Source organism: Mucilaginibacter lappiensis (assembly GCF_900155965.1).
Taxonomy (GTDB): domain Bacteria; phylum Bacteroidota; class Bacteroidia; order Sphingobacteriales; family Sphingobacteriaceae; genus Mucilaginibacter; species Mucilaginibacter lappiensis.
In genome coordinates this window covers 254659-271080 of the sequence record NZ_FTMG01000007.1, presented here as the reverse complement: position 1 = coordinate 271080, position 16422 = coordinate 254659, and the positions used below count along the sequence as shown (strand labels likewise).

General features: G+C 41.8%; 16 protein-coding genes. 6 read left to right on the top strand and 10 right to left on the bottom strand.

Annotation, left to right across the window (positions count from 1 at the left end; translation table 11 throughout):
- Nucleotides 1–66: 66 nt before the first annotated feature.
- Entirely contained in the window at nucleotides 67–1998 is a 1932-nt protein-coding gene (locus BW976_RS15520) for an amino acid permease (protein WP_076374220.1), read from the bottom strand.
- Nucleotides 1999–2077: 79 nt separating this feature from the next.
- Here BW976_RS15520 and BW976_RS15515 point away from each other — a divergent pair, with 79 nt between their 5' ends.
- Nucleotides 2078–2743: a phosphatase PAP2 family protein gene (locus BW976_RS15515; RefSeq protein ID WP_076374219.1), complete on the top strand. Its 666-nt coding sequence runs from the start codon at nucleotides 2078–2080 to the stop codon at nucleotides 2741–2743.
- Nucleotides 2744–2797: 54 nt separating this feature from the next.
- Here BW976_RS15515 and BW976_RS15510 read toward each other — a convergent pair whose 3' ends face one another.
- From BW976_RS15510 to yihA, 7 genes are all read right to left on the bottom strand, one after another.
- Complete coding sequence (locus tag BW976_RS15510) at nucleotides 2798–3469, bottom strand: hypothetical protein (protein ID WP_076374218.1); 672 nt, start codon at nucleotides 3467–3469, stop codon at nucleotides 2798–2800.
- Between the two features lie 334 nt (nucleotides 3470–3803).
- Complete coding sequence (locus tag BW976_RS15505) at nucleotides 3804–5507, bottom strand: M3 family oligoendopeptidase (RefSeq protein ID WP_076374217.1); 1704 nt, start codon at nucleotides 5505–5507, stop codon at nucleotides 3804–3806.
- A 118-nt stretch (nucleotides 5508–5625) separates the two neighbouring features.
- Nucleotides 5626–6447 (bottom strand): universal stress protein, encoded by an 822-nt coding sequence (locus BW976_RS15500; RefSeq protein WP_076374216.1) that lies wholly within the window; start codon nucleotides 6445–6447, stop codon nucleotides 5626–5628.
- 247 nt (nucleotides 6448–6694) lie between these two features.
- Complete coding sequence (locus tag BW976_RS15495; protein ID WP_076374215.1) at nucleotides 6695–7627, bottom strand: NAD-dependent epimerase/dehydratase family protein; 933 nt, start codon at nucleotides 7625–7627, stop codon at nucleotides 6695–6697.
- Nucleotides 7628–7785: 158 nt separating this feature from the next.
- Nucleotides 7786–8391 (bottom strand): Crp/Fnr family transcriptional regulator, encoded by a 606-nt coding sequence (locus tag BW976_RS15490; protein WP_076374214.1) that lies wholly within the window; start codon nucleotides 8389–8391, stop codon nucleotides 7786–7788.
- Nucleotides 8379–9233, bottom strand: a complete 855-nt coding sequence (locus BW976_RS15485; RefSeq protein ID WP_076374213.1) for a UbiA-like polyprenyltransferase — start codon at nucleotides 9231–9233, stop codon at nucleotides 8379–8381. Before BW976_RS15485 ends, BW976_RS15490 begins: the two co-directional genes overlap by 13 nt.
- Complete coding sequence (gene yihA / locus BW976_RS15480) at nucleotides 9234–9857, bottom strand: ribosome biogenesis GTP-binding protein YihA/YsxC (RefSeq protein WP_076374212.1); 624 nt, start codon at nucleotides 9855–9857, stop codon at nucleotides 9234–9236.
- A 147-nt stretch (nucleotides 9858–10004) separates the two neighbouring features.
- Here yihA and BW976_RS15475 point away from each other — a divergent pair, with 147 nt between their 5' ends.
- Nucleotides 10005–10499, top strand: coding sequence for a VOC family protein (locus tag BW976_RS15475; RefSeq protein ID WP_245834708.1), 495 nt, complete (start codon nucleotides 10005–10007; stop codon nucleotides 10497–10499).
- A 147-nt stretch (nucleotides 10500–10646) separates the two neighbouring features.
- On the opposite strand, the gene BW976_RS15470 is transcribed toward BW976_RS15475, so the two are convergent.
- Entirely contained in the window at nucleotides 10647–11384 is a 738-nt protein-coding gene (locus BW976_RS15470) for a 3-keto-disaccharide hydrolase (RefSeq protein ID WP_076374210.1), read from the bottom strand.
- Between the two features lie 84 nt (nucleotides 11385–11468).
- On the bottom strand, nucleotides 11469–12839 hold the full coding sequence (locus BW976_RS15465) for a Gfo/Idh/MocA family protein (protein ID WP_076374209.1): 1371 nt from the start codon (nucleotides 12837–12839) through the stop codon (nucleotides 11469–11471).
- Nucleotides 12840–13052: 213 nt separating this feature from the next.
- On the opposite strand from BW976_RS15465, the gene ubiE reads away from it, so the two are divergent.
- The 4 genes from ubiE to BW976_RS15445 all read left to right on the top strand — a co-directional run bounded on the left by ubiE (nucleotide 13053) and on the right by BW976_RS15445 (nucleotide 16330).
- Nucleotides 13053–13784 (top strand): bifunctional demethylmenaquinone methyltransferase/2-methoxy-6-polyprenyl-1,4-benzoquinol methylase UbiE, encoded by a 732-nt coding sequence (ubiE, locus tag BW976_RS15460; RefSeq protein ID WP_076374208.1) that lies wholly within the window; start codon nucleotides 13053–13055, stop codon nucleotides 13782–13784.
- Nucleotides 13785–13786: 2 nt separating this feature from the next.
- On the top strand, nucleotides 13787–14533 hold the full coding sequence (gene porT, locus BW976_RS15455) for a type IX secretion/gliding motility protein PorT/SprT (protein ID WP_076374207.1): 747 nt from the start codon (nucleotides 13787–13789) through the stop codon (nucleotides 14531–14533).
- A 354-nt stretch (nucleotides 14534–14887) separates the two neighbouring features.
- Complete coding sequence (tnpA, locus tag BW976_RS15450) at nucleotides 14888–15355, top strand: IS200/IS605 family transposase (RefSeq protein WP_076374206.1); 468 nt, start codon at nucleotides 14888–14890, stop codon at nucleotides 15353–15355.
- Nucleotides 15356–15571: 216 nt separating this feature from the next.
- Entirely contained in the window at nucleotides 15572–16330 is a 759-nt protein-coding gene (locus tag BW976_RS15445; protein WP_076374205.1) for an SDR family oxidoreductase, read from the top strand.
- The last annotated feature ends 92 nt before the right edge of the window (nucleotides 16331–16422 follow it).

Below are 16422 nucleotides of genomic sequence, written 5' to 3'. Positions count from 1 at the left end.
AGACTTAAAGATAAAGTTTTATCTTTTATGCTCCGAACTCAAGACTCCGAACTTAAGACTTAGAACTTAAGACTTAGAACTTGCCTCCCTGCCCAGCACACTGTTTTTATAGCTATAAGTAAAGTAAATAACCAAACCTATCACCAGCCATATTAAAAAGCGCAGCCAGTTGGTATAGCCCAGCTCCGTCATTAAATAAAAGCAGCTCATTAAGCCCAGCACCGGTATCAGTGAAAAGTTTTTGATAAAGCTGTAAATGCTGATAATAATAATAAGTATAAAAAACAGGTAATTAGGAAAGTTATACAGAAAGCCATCCAGGCCCAGGTAATACTTTTTAGCATCGCTGATGTTGGTAGCTCTTAACGCGGTATCAAATTTATCCTCCTCGATATCCTTAAAATATTTGGTGGCATTAGCTGGGGTGATGTGCTGATCGCCAAAAAGGGTATTGAAGCTGGTAAGCAGTGTAGCGTTATCCGCAGCATCCAGATTGTCAATAATGGCCGACCGGTCTTTTAGTTTTTTAAACTGCATCATTTCCACCTGGGGAGCCGGTTTAAAGTAAATACAGGCCCCTAAAATAATGAGTGTTATGAGCGGGATAATTATTTTACCGTTAACGTAAGGCAAATGGAATTTACCTGCTTGTGCAGCCTCGCGTGGTAATAGTAACACACCGCCGCATACTAATACAAAAGCAAACAGGGTGCCGATGCTGGTTAAATCAGTCACTTCGGTCAGGTTCATGAACAGGGCTGGTATAGCTACCACAAAGCCGGTAACTACTGTGGCAAAAGCAGGTGTATGAAACTTAGGGTGAATACGGGAGAAAGCTTTTGGAAGTAAACCGTCGCGGCTCATGCTCATCCATATACGCGGTTGCCCCAGTTGAAATATCAATAATACACTGGCCGTAGCAATAACCGCGCTGATAGATATAGCATAGCTGATGTTATGCAGACCAACCTTGGCAAATACAAATGCCAGGGGATCACCCACCTGTAGTTCTTTGTAACTTACCATACCGGTAAGCACCAGGGCAATGAGTATATAAAGCACTGTGCAGATAATAAGCGAATAGATCATGCCGCGAGGCAAGTCGCGCTGTGGTTTTTCGCATTCCTCGGCTGTGGTTGATATGGCATCAAACCCAATATAGGCGAAGAAAACGCCCGATACGCCCTTCATTACGCCGCTAAAGCCGTTAGGCATAAAAGGGTGCCAGTTTGCTGGGGTAACATAAAAAAAGCCGATAACGATAACGGCTATAACAATTAATATTTTTAAGATAACCATGGCATTGGTTGCCTTTTTGGTTTCGCGTATGCCAATGTAAACCAGGTAAGTGATCACAAACACAATACCCAGCGCTGGCAGGTTGGCTATTAGCTTAAAGTTGCCTATGCCGGGAGCAGTATCCCATGCCATTGCCGCTATTTTTACCCGGTCGCCAATATCAGCCAGGTGACTGCCCGCTGCCTGTACCTGTTCATGTGCCCGCAGAGCCGACACGTAATCCATGGTAAGATACTTGGGCATATGGATGTTAAAACCTTCCAATAGGTTTACAAAGTATTCGCTCCAGGATATAGCCACAGCAATATTACCGATGGCATATTCCATTAAAAGATCCCAGCCTATGATCCAGGCTATCAGCTCGCCAAAAGAGGCGTAAGCGTAGGTGTAAGCGCTGCCCGCCACCGGTATGCGTGAGGCAAACTCCGCGTAGCAAAGCGCCGAAAAGCCACAGGTAATAGCGGTAACTACAAATAAAATGGAAACCGCGGGTCCGCCATGAAAAGAGGCCTCACCAATGGTTGAAAATATGCCTGCGCCCACAACAGCGGCTATACCCATGAGGGTGAGGTCTTTTACATTAAGTTCTTTTTTGAGTTGCGATGTTGCAGTTCCCGGGTGCTCGCTATCACTAAATCCACACTCCACATCATGTAATATTTTTTCTACAGATTTCTTACGAAATATACTTTTCGACATTTATTCAGCTAATTAGTCCAACTCAAATTCAAACATAATCATTTTTTTGCATTGAATAAGTATATGCTTATTTTGCGCCATGAAGATAGGAATAAAAGATGTTTTGTACCGGATAAGGCCGTTTTTTATCCTATATCTGCTGGTACTGTGTGTATGTTTGATTATTAAATTAACCTACAGTCGCGAAACTATATACTTCACGGTGAATGGTTTAAACAGGCCCTGGGCAGATACGCTGGCACCTTATGTAACCGATATAGGTGAGGGCCTCACGGCCGTGATCCTTTCCCTGGTCATTGGCTTTTTCAGTTACCGTAAAGGTTTGCTATTGGCTACCAGTTATGCCGTTACCAGCATAGTAGCGCAAATTTTAAAATTCATTTTTGACGCTCCCCGCCCCAGAATATATTTTGAAAACCAGCTCGATCGTATTCACTTTGTGAAGGGGATATACATATTGGCTACGCATAGTTTCCCTTCGGGGCATACAGTGTCTATATTTTCGGCTACGGTGGTGATCACTTATTTATGTAAAAACAAACTGTGGGGTATACCTGCTTTACTGGTAGCTATAGCAGTGGGCTATTCCAGGATGTACCTGAGCCAACATTTTTTTGAAGATGTGATGATGGGTTCTGTTATTGGGGTAATTGTAACCGTAATCTGGTTGAGTTGGTTGGATAGCAAATCATTTATCCATACTGATAAATGGAATAAGGGTTTGATACATACGCTCCGTAAGTAAAAAAAGAAAAGGCCCGGTTTTTAAAACCGGGCCTTTTTATGAAATGATTTAATATTAAGCCTCTTCAATGGCTAATCTCCTGTTTCTACGGATAACCATCAGTACAATGATCAGTATTATAGGTATACCACCATATAAGGCTACCTTAGCACCAAATGATATACCCTTAGCATTGGATATATACTGGTCATGACGTTGCAATTCAGGAGCTATTTTTAAGGAACTGCTAAACGCTTTTAACTCTCCCTTAGCTATATCCTGGCGTTGTTCAGGAATCAGATACTCCATAGTATAGGCAGCTTCACGGGTATATATGATGATAAAGTTCCTTAACTGTGGCGATTCGCCGGTGGTGTTGCTGTTATCAACGCGCAGCGTAAATACTTTGGCTTTTAAAGAGCCAACAGTGGTATCGCGCAGGTTCATAACACTGCCGGTACGTGATTGTTTCTGGATATCATTCACCGTGTTTTTAAGCACCTGGTTCAAATCCCGTTCTTTATCCAGTGGTTTGGTATTAGCCGGGTTTGGGGCCTTGATAACTACCATATAACCAAAGGCACCGTTGCCAGTATAGATTTGCTGACCCAAGGTGTCCTTCTTTAAAAAATTAGCAGGTAACGATATCGAAACCAGGCTATCTATCTGCACCGGTTTTAAAGCCTGGCTAAAACCCAGTGTTGCAAACAAGCATATGATTGTTGTACTTAAAATTATCTTTTTCATACTTAATTTAACCCCCAAAGGAGTGATTGGTTTAAAAAAACAGTTAATAATGAATCTTTTATGACAATTATCTGATTGATTATCAATTAGATATAAATAATTAATATTGATAGATAATGCAAGAGTTATGCCAGTGAGTATTCGTGTAGTGGTTTTAAAGAGGGAATGACAGGCACATAATACTGTGGCAGAGTAGGATAGGTACAAACATAACCTGCCTTATGAAAGGAGATTGAGTGATGCTTTTTTGTATTAAAAATAATACACTTTGGATTAACTACAAATAAAAAAGCCCCTCCGTTTGGGGAGGGGCTTTTGTTTGATCGGTATTTTTTTAGTTGATTTTATCCATTTCGGCTTTTACAAATTCGGCCAGCTCTTTGACGTAAGCAGCGCTGAAATCAAATTTGATACCTGCTGTTTCGTATATCTCCTTGATGGTTTTGGTATAACCCAGTTTCAGGGCATCCAGATATTGCTGCAAACCTTTCTCTGGGTTTTCCTTATAATTTTTCCATACCGCTATAGCGCCTAACTGTGCCATGCCATATTCAATGTAGTAAAAAGGAACTTCAAAAATATGCAGTTGTTTTTGCCACAAGTTGGCTTCGGCTTCAGGATGTTCGCTCCAATCAGCAAACCCCGCGCCAAATGGCTCATATATCTTGATCCAGGCTTCGGTACGCTCGGCATCGGTATGGTTAGGGTTGGTGTAGATCCAATGCTGAAACTGATCAACTACCGCTACCCAGGGTAATGTTTTCAATACATCAACAAGCTGATCGCGTTTGGCGCGTTTCAAATCTTCTTCGTTATCAAAAAACACGTTCCAGTTATCCATGGAGATCAACTCCATCGACATGGAAGCCAGCTCTGCCACTTCCGATGGGCAATGTTTAAAGTCATTCAATTCCAGGTCGGCAGTTAAAAAGGTATGTACCGCATGGCCGCCTTCGTGTACCATAGTAGTGAGATCGCGGAAAGTATTAGCCGAATTCATGAAAATAAACGGCGCGCCGGTTTCTGCCAGCGGATAGTTGTAACCACCGGGTGCCTTACCTTTGCGGCTTTCCACATCAAACAGGTTATTATCCTTCATAATCTCCAAACGCTCGCCCAGGTAACGGTTAATATTACTAAAGCATTGGATGGATTTTTCGATGAGCTCAGTCCCGCTGTTAAACGGTTTTAGAGCCGGCTTGCCTGATATATCAACATCCATATCCCATGGTTTCAATTCGGGGAGATCAAGTGCTGCTTTACGTTTTGCGGCCTGTTCGCGCAGGATGGGTACAATTTCAGTTTCGATAGCGGCATGGAAGGCGTAGCAGTCCTGCGGAGTATAATCAAACCGGCCCAGCGCCTGGAACATATAATCCCTAAAGTTTTCGAAGCCCGCATTGGTAGCGACAGTATGCCTTAATTTGCGGAGGTGATCAAACAGTTCGTTCAGTTGATTCTTATCCTGCAGGCGGCGGTTAGTTATTTTTTCCCAAACCTCATGGCGTTTTGCACGGTCGGTGCCTTTTAAAAATACAGAGGCTTGCTCTAAAGTAAATTCTTTATCATCAATATGAACCGACATGGCCCCGGTGATGGATTGATATTTTTGCTGTTCAACCTGTATCTCTGTTTGCACCGGGATATTCTCTTCCCTGAATAATTCAAGGGCCTTTTTTACAGCACGTAAAAAGATAAAATATTTTTCACCATCCAGCTGGTCTACGTATTCGCTGGCAACCAGTTTTTTGTTCAGGTCGTTGCTGTAAGGGGCAACTTTAGGCTCAATTTCGGTAGCAAAGTATTGGAAATTCTGTAACAGTTCTTCGCTGGTAGTATCGCAAGTCATACGGATGTAGCGCCAGGCAAAGTCTTCTTCCAAAGCGGCTTCCAGTTCGCTTTTATCATGCAGCCATTTTTCCAGCTCCTCAACGGAATTGATAGGGCGATCAAGCAATTCTTTATAAATAGGTTCCAGGTTTTCCCACTTCATTTCAAGTGTAGCCGGGATGTATGTTTTTGTTTTCTTGTGGATCATAATTTTTAGATGTGCAGATATGCGTATGTGCAAATATGCAGATTAGTCGGGAAGTCCGAAAGACCGGAAAGGAGGGAAGTGAAATTTCCCAACCTTCTGATCAATCATTTGGAATTTTTTAAACAGGTATTGAAAATAAAGGGATACTTAAGCCCGAGGCCATGATCCGTGTTTTACTACGGTGTACCATCGAACCCCAGAATCCGTGCTGCTCAGGAACCATGATTAAAAGGTCGGCGCCCATTTTTTTGATCTCGTTGGCAATCCCGTCAATAATAGAGTCGGATTTTACATTTTTATAATAATAATCAATACCCTCCAATCCGTCGTCGATGCGATTTAATGCGGCTGCATCTGCACCCGCTTCCTGTAATTCCTCTACGGTTTGATTGATCAAAAGAACTTCTATTTCTGCCTTAGTAACCAATGCAACATCTTTAACCTGGGCCAGGATTTCTTCAGAAACGCCATTCAAAACATCGCAGGCAAAAAGTACCTTTTTAGGAACGTTAAACTTTACGTGAGCGGGAACCGCCAACACCGGGGTACGCAGTTTTTTGATGATTGATGTAGTGGTATTTCCCAAAAGCTCCTGCTCCAATGATTTTTCTTCCATGCCCATCACAATCATCTCCGGCTGATATTCGTTAACTACTTCTTTAATGGCATTATCTATAAAAGAGAACGTAGCCCTGGCTACCGTTTCGATGCCGTATTCGTCGGCCAGTAATAATGCTTTCGACTCCAGGAGCAGCCTGTTGGCTTCTATCATTTCTTCCACGTGTGTGGCCGAAAGACGGGCATTCTCCACGTGTACGGAAATCGTGAAATCATTCAATAAAATTAATTTATAATTGTTTAAACGAGCTACGCCGGCGGCCCATGCAACGGCATTTTCTGCCAGATCTGTATAATTGGTTGCAGCTAATATGGTTTTCATAATATAAAGATGAAATTATTTAGGTTGAAATTAACTGCAATTAATACATCAATTGTTATCACAAGGTAATATTGCAGAAAACAAAATACATTGGCCCTAAACCAAAATAAGGTGTCATGCTAAGCTCCGTCGAAGCATGGTGAGTGGGCCTCTGCGCGCGACCCTTCGACGGAGCTCAGGGTGACACCCCTCTTTTTGTAATAATATTAATCTGCCTGATCTACTCACAGACTATTACTATGTGTATTTAAACGGATGCCTTATACAAAGTTTGTGACATATGTTTGATACCATCCTTATAACTGGTGGTTTTAAAGTTGAAAGCTTTTTCAAATTTGCTGGAATCAAAAATGTAGTCATGATCATATTGGTAGTACATCTCTACAGTACCCATTACTGTTTTGTTAAAAAGACCGTAGGACCACAGCAAGAATTTATTAATCGCAAAAAAATTGGACTTCATTTTATAAATACCTGCGGCAAGCTCAATAAATTGCTGGCCGGTTATGGCAGGCGCGGTTGGCATATGCCACACCTGGTTATCACTTTCGGGATGTTGCCCCAACAGGAACATGGCTTTGCCTGCATCGGGAATGTAGGTAAAACTGTGCAGGGTTTTGGCTTTACCGATCCATTGGGCGCTCAGTTTTTCAGAAAGGCGTTTCAGCACCATCTGGTCAAAAAAAGCATTCAGCGAGTCGGTGCCGTAAAAATCAGCTCCGCGGGCAATACTGGCTTTAATATTTCCTGCTTTAACTTCGGCCATTAAGGTATTGGCAACTCCGGCACGTATCTGGCCTTTAACACTGCTGGGGTGGTAAGGGGTATCTTCGGTCATGGCGCCGTTAACCAGGCCGTAACTGTAAACATTATCGAAAAATATCAACCGTGCACCGGTTGCCTTAGTCACGTTGATTACATTTTGAATAATTACAGGCCATTGCTGCCTCCATATCTCTTTATCATAAACCAGGCCGGCGCAAAGGTATATTACTGTTGAACCTTGGGAAGCTTGCAATATTTCGTCGTAATTTAACAGATCGGCTTTTTGCCAGGTTAAGTTAGGTGCTTCTATTTGTACGGGTTTACGACTTACCAAACGTACCATATCATTGTTGTTGATTAATTCCTGGGTGAGGGCGTTGGCCACTGGGCCGCCGGCTCCTAATATAGTGTGCATATGTTTTCTTGTTTTGTGTATAACAAAGGTAGATAGCCTTTGTGAGTCAAAACGTTAACAAAAGATAAGAATTTGGGGGATTTCGGAATTGGGAATTTCGATGTGGGATTTATTTTAGTTTGAAGTTTAGGATTTAGAAATTAGAGCTTAGCATTTTACTAAGCGCTTATCTTCATGATCCTGCGGCGGATGCGGGAAAGTGAAACAGGGGTTATACCTAAAAAGTTGGCCACATAATGTTGCGGGATGCGTTGTAAAACTTCGCCACCGGTTTCCAGTAGCTTGTTATAACGTTCCTCTGGCGTTTGAGTAACAAATGATGCTATACGGTCTTCACAGCAGATGAGGTAATGCTCTGCAATTAACCTGCACATACGCTCCATTTTATGACCTATCAATTCATCAGCATAAGCCTGTTGCAGATTATTATAGCTGAAACTAACCAATATAGTATCTTCCAGGGCCTGTACATAGTTAATGGCTGACTGGCGGGTTAAAAAACTTTTGTACGAACTCGCGAATTCATTTTCAAAGCTGAAATAACCAGTAATTTCTTCACCATCCTTTATATGGAAATACCTCACCGCTCCTTTCGCTACAAGGGTTAAATAATTGCATACTTTCCCTGGTTCGGCAAGATTTTTCTTTTTCTTAAGTACGATTATTTCCAGGTAAGACTTCAATACCTGCCATTCGGCCTCAGTAAGCGGAACAAAGATTTCTACCTGTGCCCTGAATTGATTAAGCGCGGTTAATGAATCCATATCCTGTCTAATAAAAACAATGCGGCAAATACCGCACTGGCAATACCGTTGGTGGTCATAAAGGCGAAATTTACCCTGCTCAGATCATTGGGTTTTACCAGCAGGTGCTGATAAATAAGCATAGCACAAAAGAATGCGATACCTATATAATATAGAAAACCTACATGCGTAAAAAATATCGGCATAATAATAAAAGCAGCCGAAAGTACATGTAAAAAGGTCGATAATCTTAAAGCGTTTACTTTACCTAAATAAGCAGGGATGGAATGCAGTTTAAGGCTGCGGTCAAAATCTTCGTCCTGCAGGGCATAAATGATATCAAAGCCGCTCACCCAGCATAAAACCGAAAGCGAGAAGAATAAAGGTGTTAAAGCAAAGGCTCCGGTTACTACCAGGTAAGCACCGATAGGGGCCAATGATAAACCCAAACCCAATACCAAATGACAAAGCGCTGTAAAACGCTTGGTGGCGCTGTATCCCATTACTACCAATAAAGCTACCGGCGATAAATAAAAACACAGGGGGTTAATGAACCAGGTAGCCGCGATGAATAACGCGCAGTTAACCAATGTAAAAGTTAAAGCCGCCGAAGCACTGATACGGCCCGAAGGTATATCACGCTGTTTGGTGCGAGGGTTTTGCGCGTCGATATCCCTGTCCAGATAGCGGTTAAAGGCCATTGCCGAGTTACGGGCAAATACCATGCATAGCACCATCAATACCAGTTTGCGCCAGTCGAACTGGTGTTGCGTAGTGGTAACCGCCAAAAAAAAGCCGATGAAAGCAAATGGCATGGCGAAAATGGTGTGTGCAAATGTTACTAATGAAAGATATTTTTTCATTTAATCTCTTGGTTCAAAATGCGGTATTACAAAATCCTTATTAATGGTATCTATAAAAGCTAATATCTCCTCGCGGCCCAATTGGGTTTCTGACGAGGTGACAAAATAATGCGGCACCTCCTCAAAGGTAACCTGTAGCGCTTTTTTAAATTTAGCGATATTCTGATCTGTTTTGACACTTGATTGCTTATCAGCCTTGGTAAATATCAATACGAATGATAAACCTTTTTCACCAAGCCAATTGCAAAACTCCAGGTCGATTTTTTGTGGCTCCAGGCGACTATCAATCAGCACCATTACGCATTGCAGGCTTTCACGTTTATCCAGGTAAGTGTGGATAAATTTGCTCCAGTTTGCTTTATTGGTTTTGGAGGCCCTGGCATAACCATAGCCCGGCAAATCCACAATATACCAGCTTTCATTGATATAAAAATGGTTAATAAGTTGAGTTTTACCCGGTGTTTGCGATGTTTTAGCCAGACCCTTTTTTGCCGTAAGCATATTGATCAGTGACGACTTACCCACGTTGGAGCGACCAATAAAAGCGTATTCGGCCTTTACCGGTGGCGGTAGTTTGGATATCTGGGTATTACTGCAAATAAATTCGGCCGATTTAACAATCATGCTGCAAAGGTAATTATTTTTAATTGCGTGTTGATGAGCATTAAAGTTGATTAGGTTTGTGTTATAATGCACCCGATCAGCTTGTTTTACAATAGCTCAACAATTGTAATTGCAATAATAAGTAAATTTGATGTTTAAACATGTATTATGATGAATGAATATAAAATTCCTGCCCAAACGCGTATTGGTCACGTACATTTAAAGGTAAGCGATTTACAACGCTCGCTTGATTTTTATTGCGGCTTGCTGGGTTTTGAAAAAATGGCTGCCTATGGCGATCAGGCTGCCTTTATATCGGCTGGTGGTTATCATCATCACATCGGCCTGAATACCTGGCAAAGTAAAGGGGCGCCACCTGCACCGGAGTATGCACCCGGATTATATCATACTGCCATTTTGTACCCGGAACGGAAAGACCTTGCAGTAATACTCCAACGACTGATTGATGCCAAATACCAAATCACCGGTGCATCAGATCATGGCGTATCCGAAGCTATATATTTAGATGACCCTGATAAAAACGGAGTTGAGCTGTATTGGGATAGGCCCCGGGAACAATGGCCTATGGACGAGAACGGTAACTTAGGTATGTATACCCGCAGGTTGGATATTGAGGGGCTGCTGAACACGATTAAAGGATGATTAGGGATTAACAGGATTGGGATTTGGCCATAGCACTATATCTTAATTATTAAATAAAGAATAAAAAAAGGAGACTGTTTCCAAAATCAGGAAACAGTCTCTTCTTATTTTAGGATCTTGTAAATCCTGCCTAATCCTTTAATCGTGTTATAGCTCCCTTATCTTAATATCCTTAAAATAAGCTTTGTGACCATGATCCTGTAAAGCTATCACACCGGTTTTGGCATTGCCATAGTCAGGATGATCTTTCCATTTTCCTTCGGCTTTTTTCTTTTGCCAGTCGGCATCCCAGGCGGTAAACTCTAAAATTTTAGCACCATTAAGCCAATGTTCTACGTGGCCTTTGTTAAAAACAATTTTGCTGGTGTTCCATTCGCCTACAGGCATGATTTTCTTTTGATCATTGGGCAGGTGCATGGCATAATCGCAGCCGGTTTTTTGCCAGTCCTCCAGTTTATCGGGCCAGCCTGTATCGTCAATAATCTGGTATTCGGGGCCAGTTACGTAGGTAGCATCATATTTAGGATCTTCAACCACATGGTATAATACACCGCTGTTGCTGCCTTTGTCAATTTTCCATTGCCAGGTAAGCTCAAAATTGGCGTAGCTTTTATCGGTAACAATATCACCGCCGGTATCGCCCTTTGCAGCGCCCAGACAAACCAGTGCGCCATCTACAATGGTCCAGTTTTTTACTGGTCCTTTTTTGTTAAAGCCATGCCAGCCTTTCAGGCTTTTACCGTCAAATAAACTTACCCAGCCACCTTTACCGGCAGTTACTTTTTTTACAGGTGCAGGGCCCTCTACCGGAATGCCCGAAGTTTGTACACAAACCAAACCTGCTGCGGCCAATATCAAACCAATTTTTTTAAGTTGTTGTTTCATTTTTTAGTTGATTGAGTGAATGGTTGATTAGGTGAGTGGTTGATAAAAAAACTTAATCAACCACTCACCTAATCAACTACTCACTTATTTTTTAATCAATTGCATTTTTTCAGGATCCCAAAACATGGGGCTGTTGTTGTAATAGCTATCATTACACAATAGGGCAGGAGCAGCTGCGCGGTAGCCAAAAATGGCATCCTCGGTTACTTTGCCATTGTTACGGATGGCGTTAAAAAAGTTATTCATATGGTCGTACGGGCCACCTTTGTATCCTTTTTCGGCATCGTAAATTATCTCTTCGGGTGGTACCATTTTTTTGCGTTCGGCATAACCACTGCCTGCTTTTTTCAGCTTATCCAGGTAAAATGGATCATCGGAACCAAAGGTTTTGTTTCTTTTCAGGGTTACCTTATCCCAGGTAATATCCATCGAGCCCTCGCTGCCTACCAGTTTCAGGTAAGTGGTGCCGCTGGTACCATCCACAAAATTGCAGCGTAAGGAAAGGTTAAAGGCCGGATGTGCCGCAGATTTACCATAGTCAAATGTACCTAACAGTACATCAGGTACTTCGCGCCCATCATTCCAGAAACGCAGACCGCCTGCGGCATAGATTTTATTAGGGCCAACAGAATCTGTGATAAAATGCAGACTGGAGAACAGGTGTACAAACAAATCCCCGGCCATACCCGTGCCATAATCGGTATAATTACGCCAGCGGAAAAAACGCTTGGAATCATAATCACGCTTCTTGGTATTGCTGATGTAGGTTTCCCAATCAACCGTTTGTGCCGATGCATCGTCTGGAATAGGATATTGCCAAACTTCCAGTGGTTCGCGACGGGCCCAGAAACCTTCGGCATAATTGAGCTCACCAATAGCTCCGCTTTTTAATAGTTCATGTGCTTTCTCGTTACCTAATGATGATACACCCTGGCTGCCCACCTGAAAAACTTTTCCTGTTTCCTTTTGAGCTTTAATTACGGCAGGGCCTTCAGAGATGCCATGTACCATCGGTTTTTCGCAATACACGTGTTTGCCCGCGTGCATGGCATCAACAGATATTTGCTGGTGCCAATGATCGGGTGTACCAATAATTACCGCGTCGATATCCTTGCGGTTGAGTATCTCTTTATAAACCTTGGTGGTAAAGATATCGGCACCCCAGCGGGTTTTAGCATCCTTAAGCCTACCGTCGTACAAATCGCAAACAGCTACCAGTTTTACGCCCGGGATTTGCAGGGCCACAATAGCATCCTGTGTACCCATGCCACCGGCACCAATCAACGCAATGTTAATCTGGTCGTTTAAACTGTGCCCTAGTGGCCTTTTTAGTATAGAAAAAGGTTTTAGCTCATGTTCGGCAGCAAACATACTGGTACCTGCGGCTACGGCGGCTGTGGTGGTGGCTAGTTTTTTAATAAAGCTACGGCGCGACGACTCTTGTTTTTCTTTCATAGATCAGGAAATGAATTTTATAACAATAATTAATTTAAAGAGAATTGATGAACCCCGTTATCTTGTGTGAAGAATAAACCAGTTCATCTATTTTGGTACTAATTGGTTTTTAAAATTAATGAATTGACTTAACATTTACACAAGCCAAATAACTTAATCCAACCAAATAAACTCAATCAGCATACAATCACTATCTTTGCCCACATTATACAAATGAGCAAAACTATAACTCCCTACCACGATGAGCAGGCCACCAAAAAAGAGCAGGTGGCCGATATGTTCAACAATATATCCAAAACTTATGATTTTCTCAATCATTTTATGTCATTGGGGATCGATATCATCTGGCGCAAAAAAGCCATTAGCGAATTAAAAAAGGATAAGCCCAAACTGATACTGGATGTAGCCACCGGTACCGGCGATTTCGCGTTTGAAGCTCTAAAAGCCCTTCATCCCGAAAAAATAATTGGGGTTGATATTTCGCGTGGAATGCTTGATATTGCGGAACAGAAGATACAGAAACGTAACCTTGGCCACAAATTTGAAGTAAAACTGGGTGATTCTGAAAGATTGCCCTTTGAGGCTGATGAATTTGACGCCGTTACCGTAGCTTATGGCGTTCGTAATTTTGAAAACCTGGAAAAAGGCCTGGCTGATATACAAAGGGTGCTGAAACCCGGGGGCAAAGCGGTGGTATTAGAGTTTTCAAAACCCCGGGTGTTCCCGGTAAAGCAGTTGTATAATTTTTATTTCAACTATATTACACCTGGTATTGGTAAATTGTTCAGTAAAGATGCAAGAGCTTATTCCTATTTGCCAGAGTCGGTAGCGGCTTTCCCGGATGGAAAAAGTTTTGTTAGCCTGATGGATAAGGTAGGTTTTAAAAATACCAAACACCGGCCATTGTTGTTTGGCATATGTTCTATATATACCGGCATTAAATAAAAATGAGTTTAAAAAGGTACCTGGTTATATTTATACTAATGTGTTGCAGCAAATTAATATTTGCTCAAGAACGGGTACCTGCATGGGGTGGCGGAGCTGATCTGCAGGATTTTAGTTTTGGCTTTAGCTTTAGTTATGTAAGCAGCGATTTCAAGATCGTTAAAAAGCCAAACTGGCGTACCCCATTTCCTGACCCTGATAACAACAACCAGCCTTTAACCAGTCCTTTAAATAGTATCAGTTCAAAAAGTTTACCCGGCTTTTCGGTGGGTTTTGTTACCCGTTATAGCTTAACTGATCACCTGGAAGTGCGTTTTACGCCGTCATTGGTTTTTGCCGACCGGGATTTGACTTATACTTATGAAAACCCCACACAAAATCCAGATGTGAGCAAGAAGGTTCAAACAACCACTGTTGATGCGCCTTTGTCGTTCAAACTAAAATCAGACAGGTTAGGTAATTTTAGGGCCTATATGCTGGGCGGGGTTAAATATTCTCACTCCATCGCCGCAAAAAAGAACGATGCTAACTCCGACCTCATGGATAAGCTGGTTAAAAATGTAAGTGGTTATGGTTCATATGAGGCTGGCCTGGGTTGCGATATCTACTTTGAGTTTTTTAAACTTTCGCCCGAGATCAAAATATCCAATTCCTTTGGTAATGTGCTGCTTCCTGAAAATCAACCATTCTCGGCCCCCATCAGCAAATTGTCGCTGCATACAATCATGTTCAGCCTGTTTTTCGAGTAAGAGAAACTGGGGGGCGCTCGGCTCCTGCCGGGAATAGTGGTAAGCGGAATGTTTAGTCATTAATATTTATGCAAAAAGTGGGTTTACACTATTTTTATCAGTAAGTGCTTTAATTTGCTGATTATGAGATATTTGTATTAATGTTAACCATGAATTGTGTAAACCATGTAAACCCACTTTTGTATTAACTAAATTAATTCAAGCTAATACTGTCCATCAATTCATAGTTGATGTAAATTTCATAGAAAATATCCCAGAGGGATAAGCCCTTTGTAGAAAAAAGGATAATAATTTTTGCATCGGAGAGGCTACCCCTAAGCGTCATTTAGTATTTTTGTGAATACACAGATTAGTATGCCAAACACCTATACACAATTATATATTCATTTTGTATTTGCCGTAAAATACAGACACGCAGTAATTGATGGAAAATGGGAAGGCCGTCTTCAAAAATATATTACCGGAGTGACCCAAAACAACGGTCATAAGCTATTGGCAATAAATACAATGCCAGATCATTTACATCTTTTTGTTGGGCTGAATCCCAAACAATCAATTTCGGAGCTAATGAAACTAGTTAAGGGCAATAGTTCGGAGTTTATAAATAAGGAGGTCTTTACCAAAAGAAAACTCTATTGGCAGGAAGGTTATGGAGCGTTTAGTAATAGCCGTTCACAAATTGATGATGTAGTTAAGTATATACTGAATCAAAAAGAACATCATCGTAAAAAGACCTTCCGAGAGGAATATCTTCAAGTATTAAAAGATTATGCAGTCGAATATGATGAGCAATATATTTTTCAAGACCTGTTGGACGGATAAAGGGTAGCCTCTACGAGGCAATGAAAACTATTGTAAGTTCTACAAAGGGATTGACCCTACGGTCATGAAGTTCGGCCATTGATGCAAACCATCGTAGCTCCTTTTTCTTAGGGATTTTACCAACCTAACTTATTTCCCAGCCCACTTTCATTACCCCTGCCCGACAATAGTTTAAAGTAAAAAACATAATTTCGCTGCCATAGTTATCTACTTACCATGAATAAAATTGCTTTAATCACAGGAGCTACCGCCGGCATTGGTGAAGCTTGTGCGCATGTATTTGCCCGCGAAGGCTATAATTTGATATTGACTGGCCGCCGGCTTGACCGCCTGGAAAAGGTGGCTCACCATTTAAATGATAAATATAATGTGGAGGTTGCGGTATCGTCATTTGATGTACGTAACCGCGAACAGGTAGTAGAGAACCTGGAAGGTTTACCTGCCGAATGGAAAAAGGTTAATGTATTGATCAATAACGCAGGCCTAAGCCAGGGACTTGATCCCATACAAAATGGCAGTTATGATGACTGGGATACCATGATTGATACCAATGTGAAAGGTTTGCTTTATGTAAGTCGCGTAGTATCAAACTGGATGATTGGTAACGGTTATGGCCATATCATTAATCTGGGTTCTATAGCCGGCAAAGAAGTATATGCCAATGGTAACGTATATTGTGCCACTAAACACGCGGTTGATGCCTTAAATAAAGGTATGCGCATTGACCTGTTGCCGCATGGTATAAAAGTTACCGCAGTACATCCGGGAGCGGTGGAAACAGAATTTTCAGAAGTCCGTTTCAAGGGGGATAAAGATAGGGCCAAAAAGGTATACGAAGGCTTTGAACCACTTGCCGCTGATGATATTGCGGAAACGATATGGTTTGTTGCATCGCGCCCGGCACATGTGAACATTAATGATCTGGTGATCATGCCAACCGCGCAGGCCACAGCAGGTAATATATTCAGAAAATAGATGTGCGGATGTGCAGATTTTAGATGTGCAGATGATTAATAGGTAAATCATCAATTCAATAATTATAATCTGCACATTTGCATATCTGAAAT

Excerpts from the sequence above, each read along its gene's own strand:
- BW976_RS15520 (WP_076374220.1), bottom strand. The coding sequence starts at position 1,998 with ATGTCGAAAAGTATATTTCGTAAGAAATCTGTAGAAAAAATATTACAT.
- BW976_RS15515 (WP_076374219.1), top strand. The coding sequence starts at position 2,078 with ATGAAGATAGGAATAAAAGATGTTTTGTACCGGATAAGGCCGTTTTTT.
- BW976_RS15510 (WP_076374218.1), bottom strand. The coding sequence starts at position 3,469 with ATGAAAAAGATAATTTTAAGTACAACAATCATATGCTTGTTTGCAACA.
- BW976_RS15505 (WP_076374217.1), bottom strand. The coding sequence starts at position 5,507 with ATGATCCACAAGAAAACAAAAACATACATCCCGGCTACACTTGAAATG.
- BW976_RS15500 (WP_076374216.1), bottom strand. The coding sequence starts at position 6,447 with ATGAAAACCATATTAGCTGCAACCAATTATACAGATCTGGCAGAAAAT.
- BW976_RS15495 (WP_076374215.1), bottom strand. The coding sequence starts at position 7,627 with ATGCACACTATATTAGGAGCCGGCGGCCCAGTGGCCAACGCCCTCACC.
- BW976_RS15490 (WP_076374214.1), bottom strand. The coding sequence starts at position 8,391 with ATGGATTCATTAACCGCGCTTAATCAATTCAGGGCACAGGTAGAAATC.
- BW976_RS15485 (WP_076374213.1), bottom strand. The coding sequence starts at position 9,233 with ATGAAAAAATATCTTTCATTAGTAACATTTGCACACACCATTTTCGCC.
- yihA (WP_076374212.1), bottom strand. The coding sequence starts at position 9,857 with ATGATTGTTAAATCGGCCGAATTTATTTGCAGTAATACCCAGATATCC.
- BW976_RS15475 (WP_245834708.1), top strand. The coding sequence starts at position 10,005 with ATGATGAATGAATATAAAATTCCTGCCCAAACGCGTATTGGTCACGTA.
- BW976_RS15470 (WP_076374210.1), bottom strand. The coding sequence starts at position 11,384 with ATGAAACAACAACTTAAAAAAATTGGTTTGATATTGGCCGCAGCAGGT.
- BW976_RS15465 (WP_076374209.1), bottom strand. The coding sequence starts at position 12,839 with ATGAAAGAAAAACAAGAGTCGTCGCGCCGTAGCTTTATTAAAAAACTA.
- ubiE (WP_076374208.1), top strand. The coding sequence starts at position 13,053 with ATGAGCAAAACTATAACTCCCTACCACGATGAGCAGGCCACCAAAAAA.
- porT (WP_076374207.1), top strand. The coding sequence starts at position 13,787 with ATGAGTTTAAAAAGGTACCTGGTTATATTTATACTAATGTGTTGCAGC.
- tnpA (WP_076374206.1), top strand. The coding sequence starts at position 14,888 with ATGCCAAACACCTATACACAATTATATATTCATTTTGTATTTGCCGTA.
- BW976_RS15445 (WP_076374205.1), top strand. The coding sequence starts at position 15,572 with ATGAATAAAATTGCTTTAATCACAGGAGCTACCGCCGGCATTGGTGAA.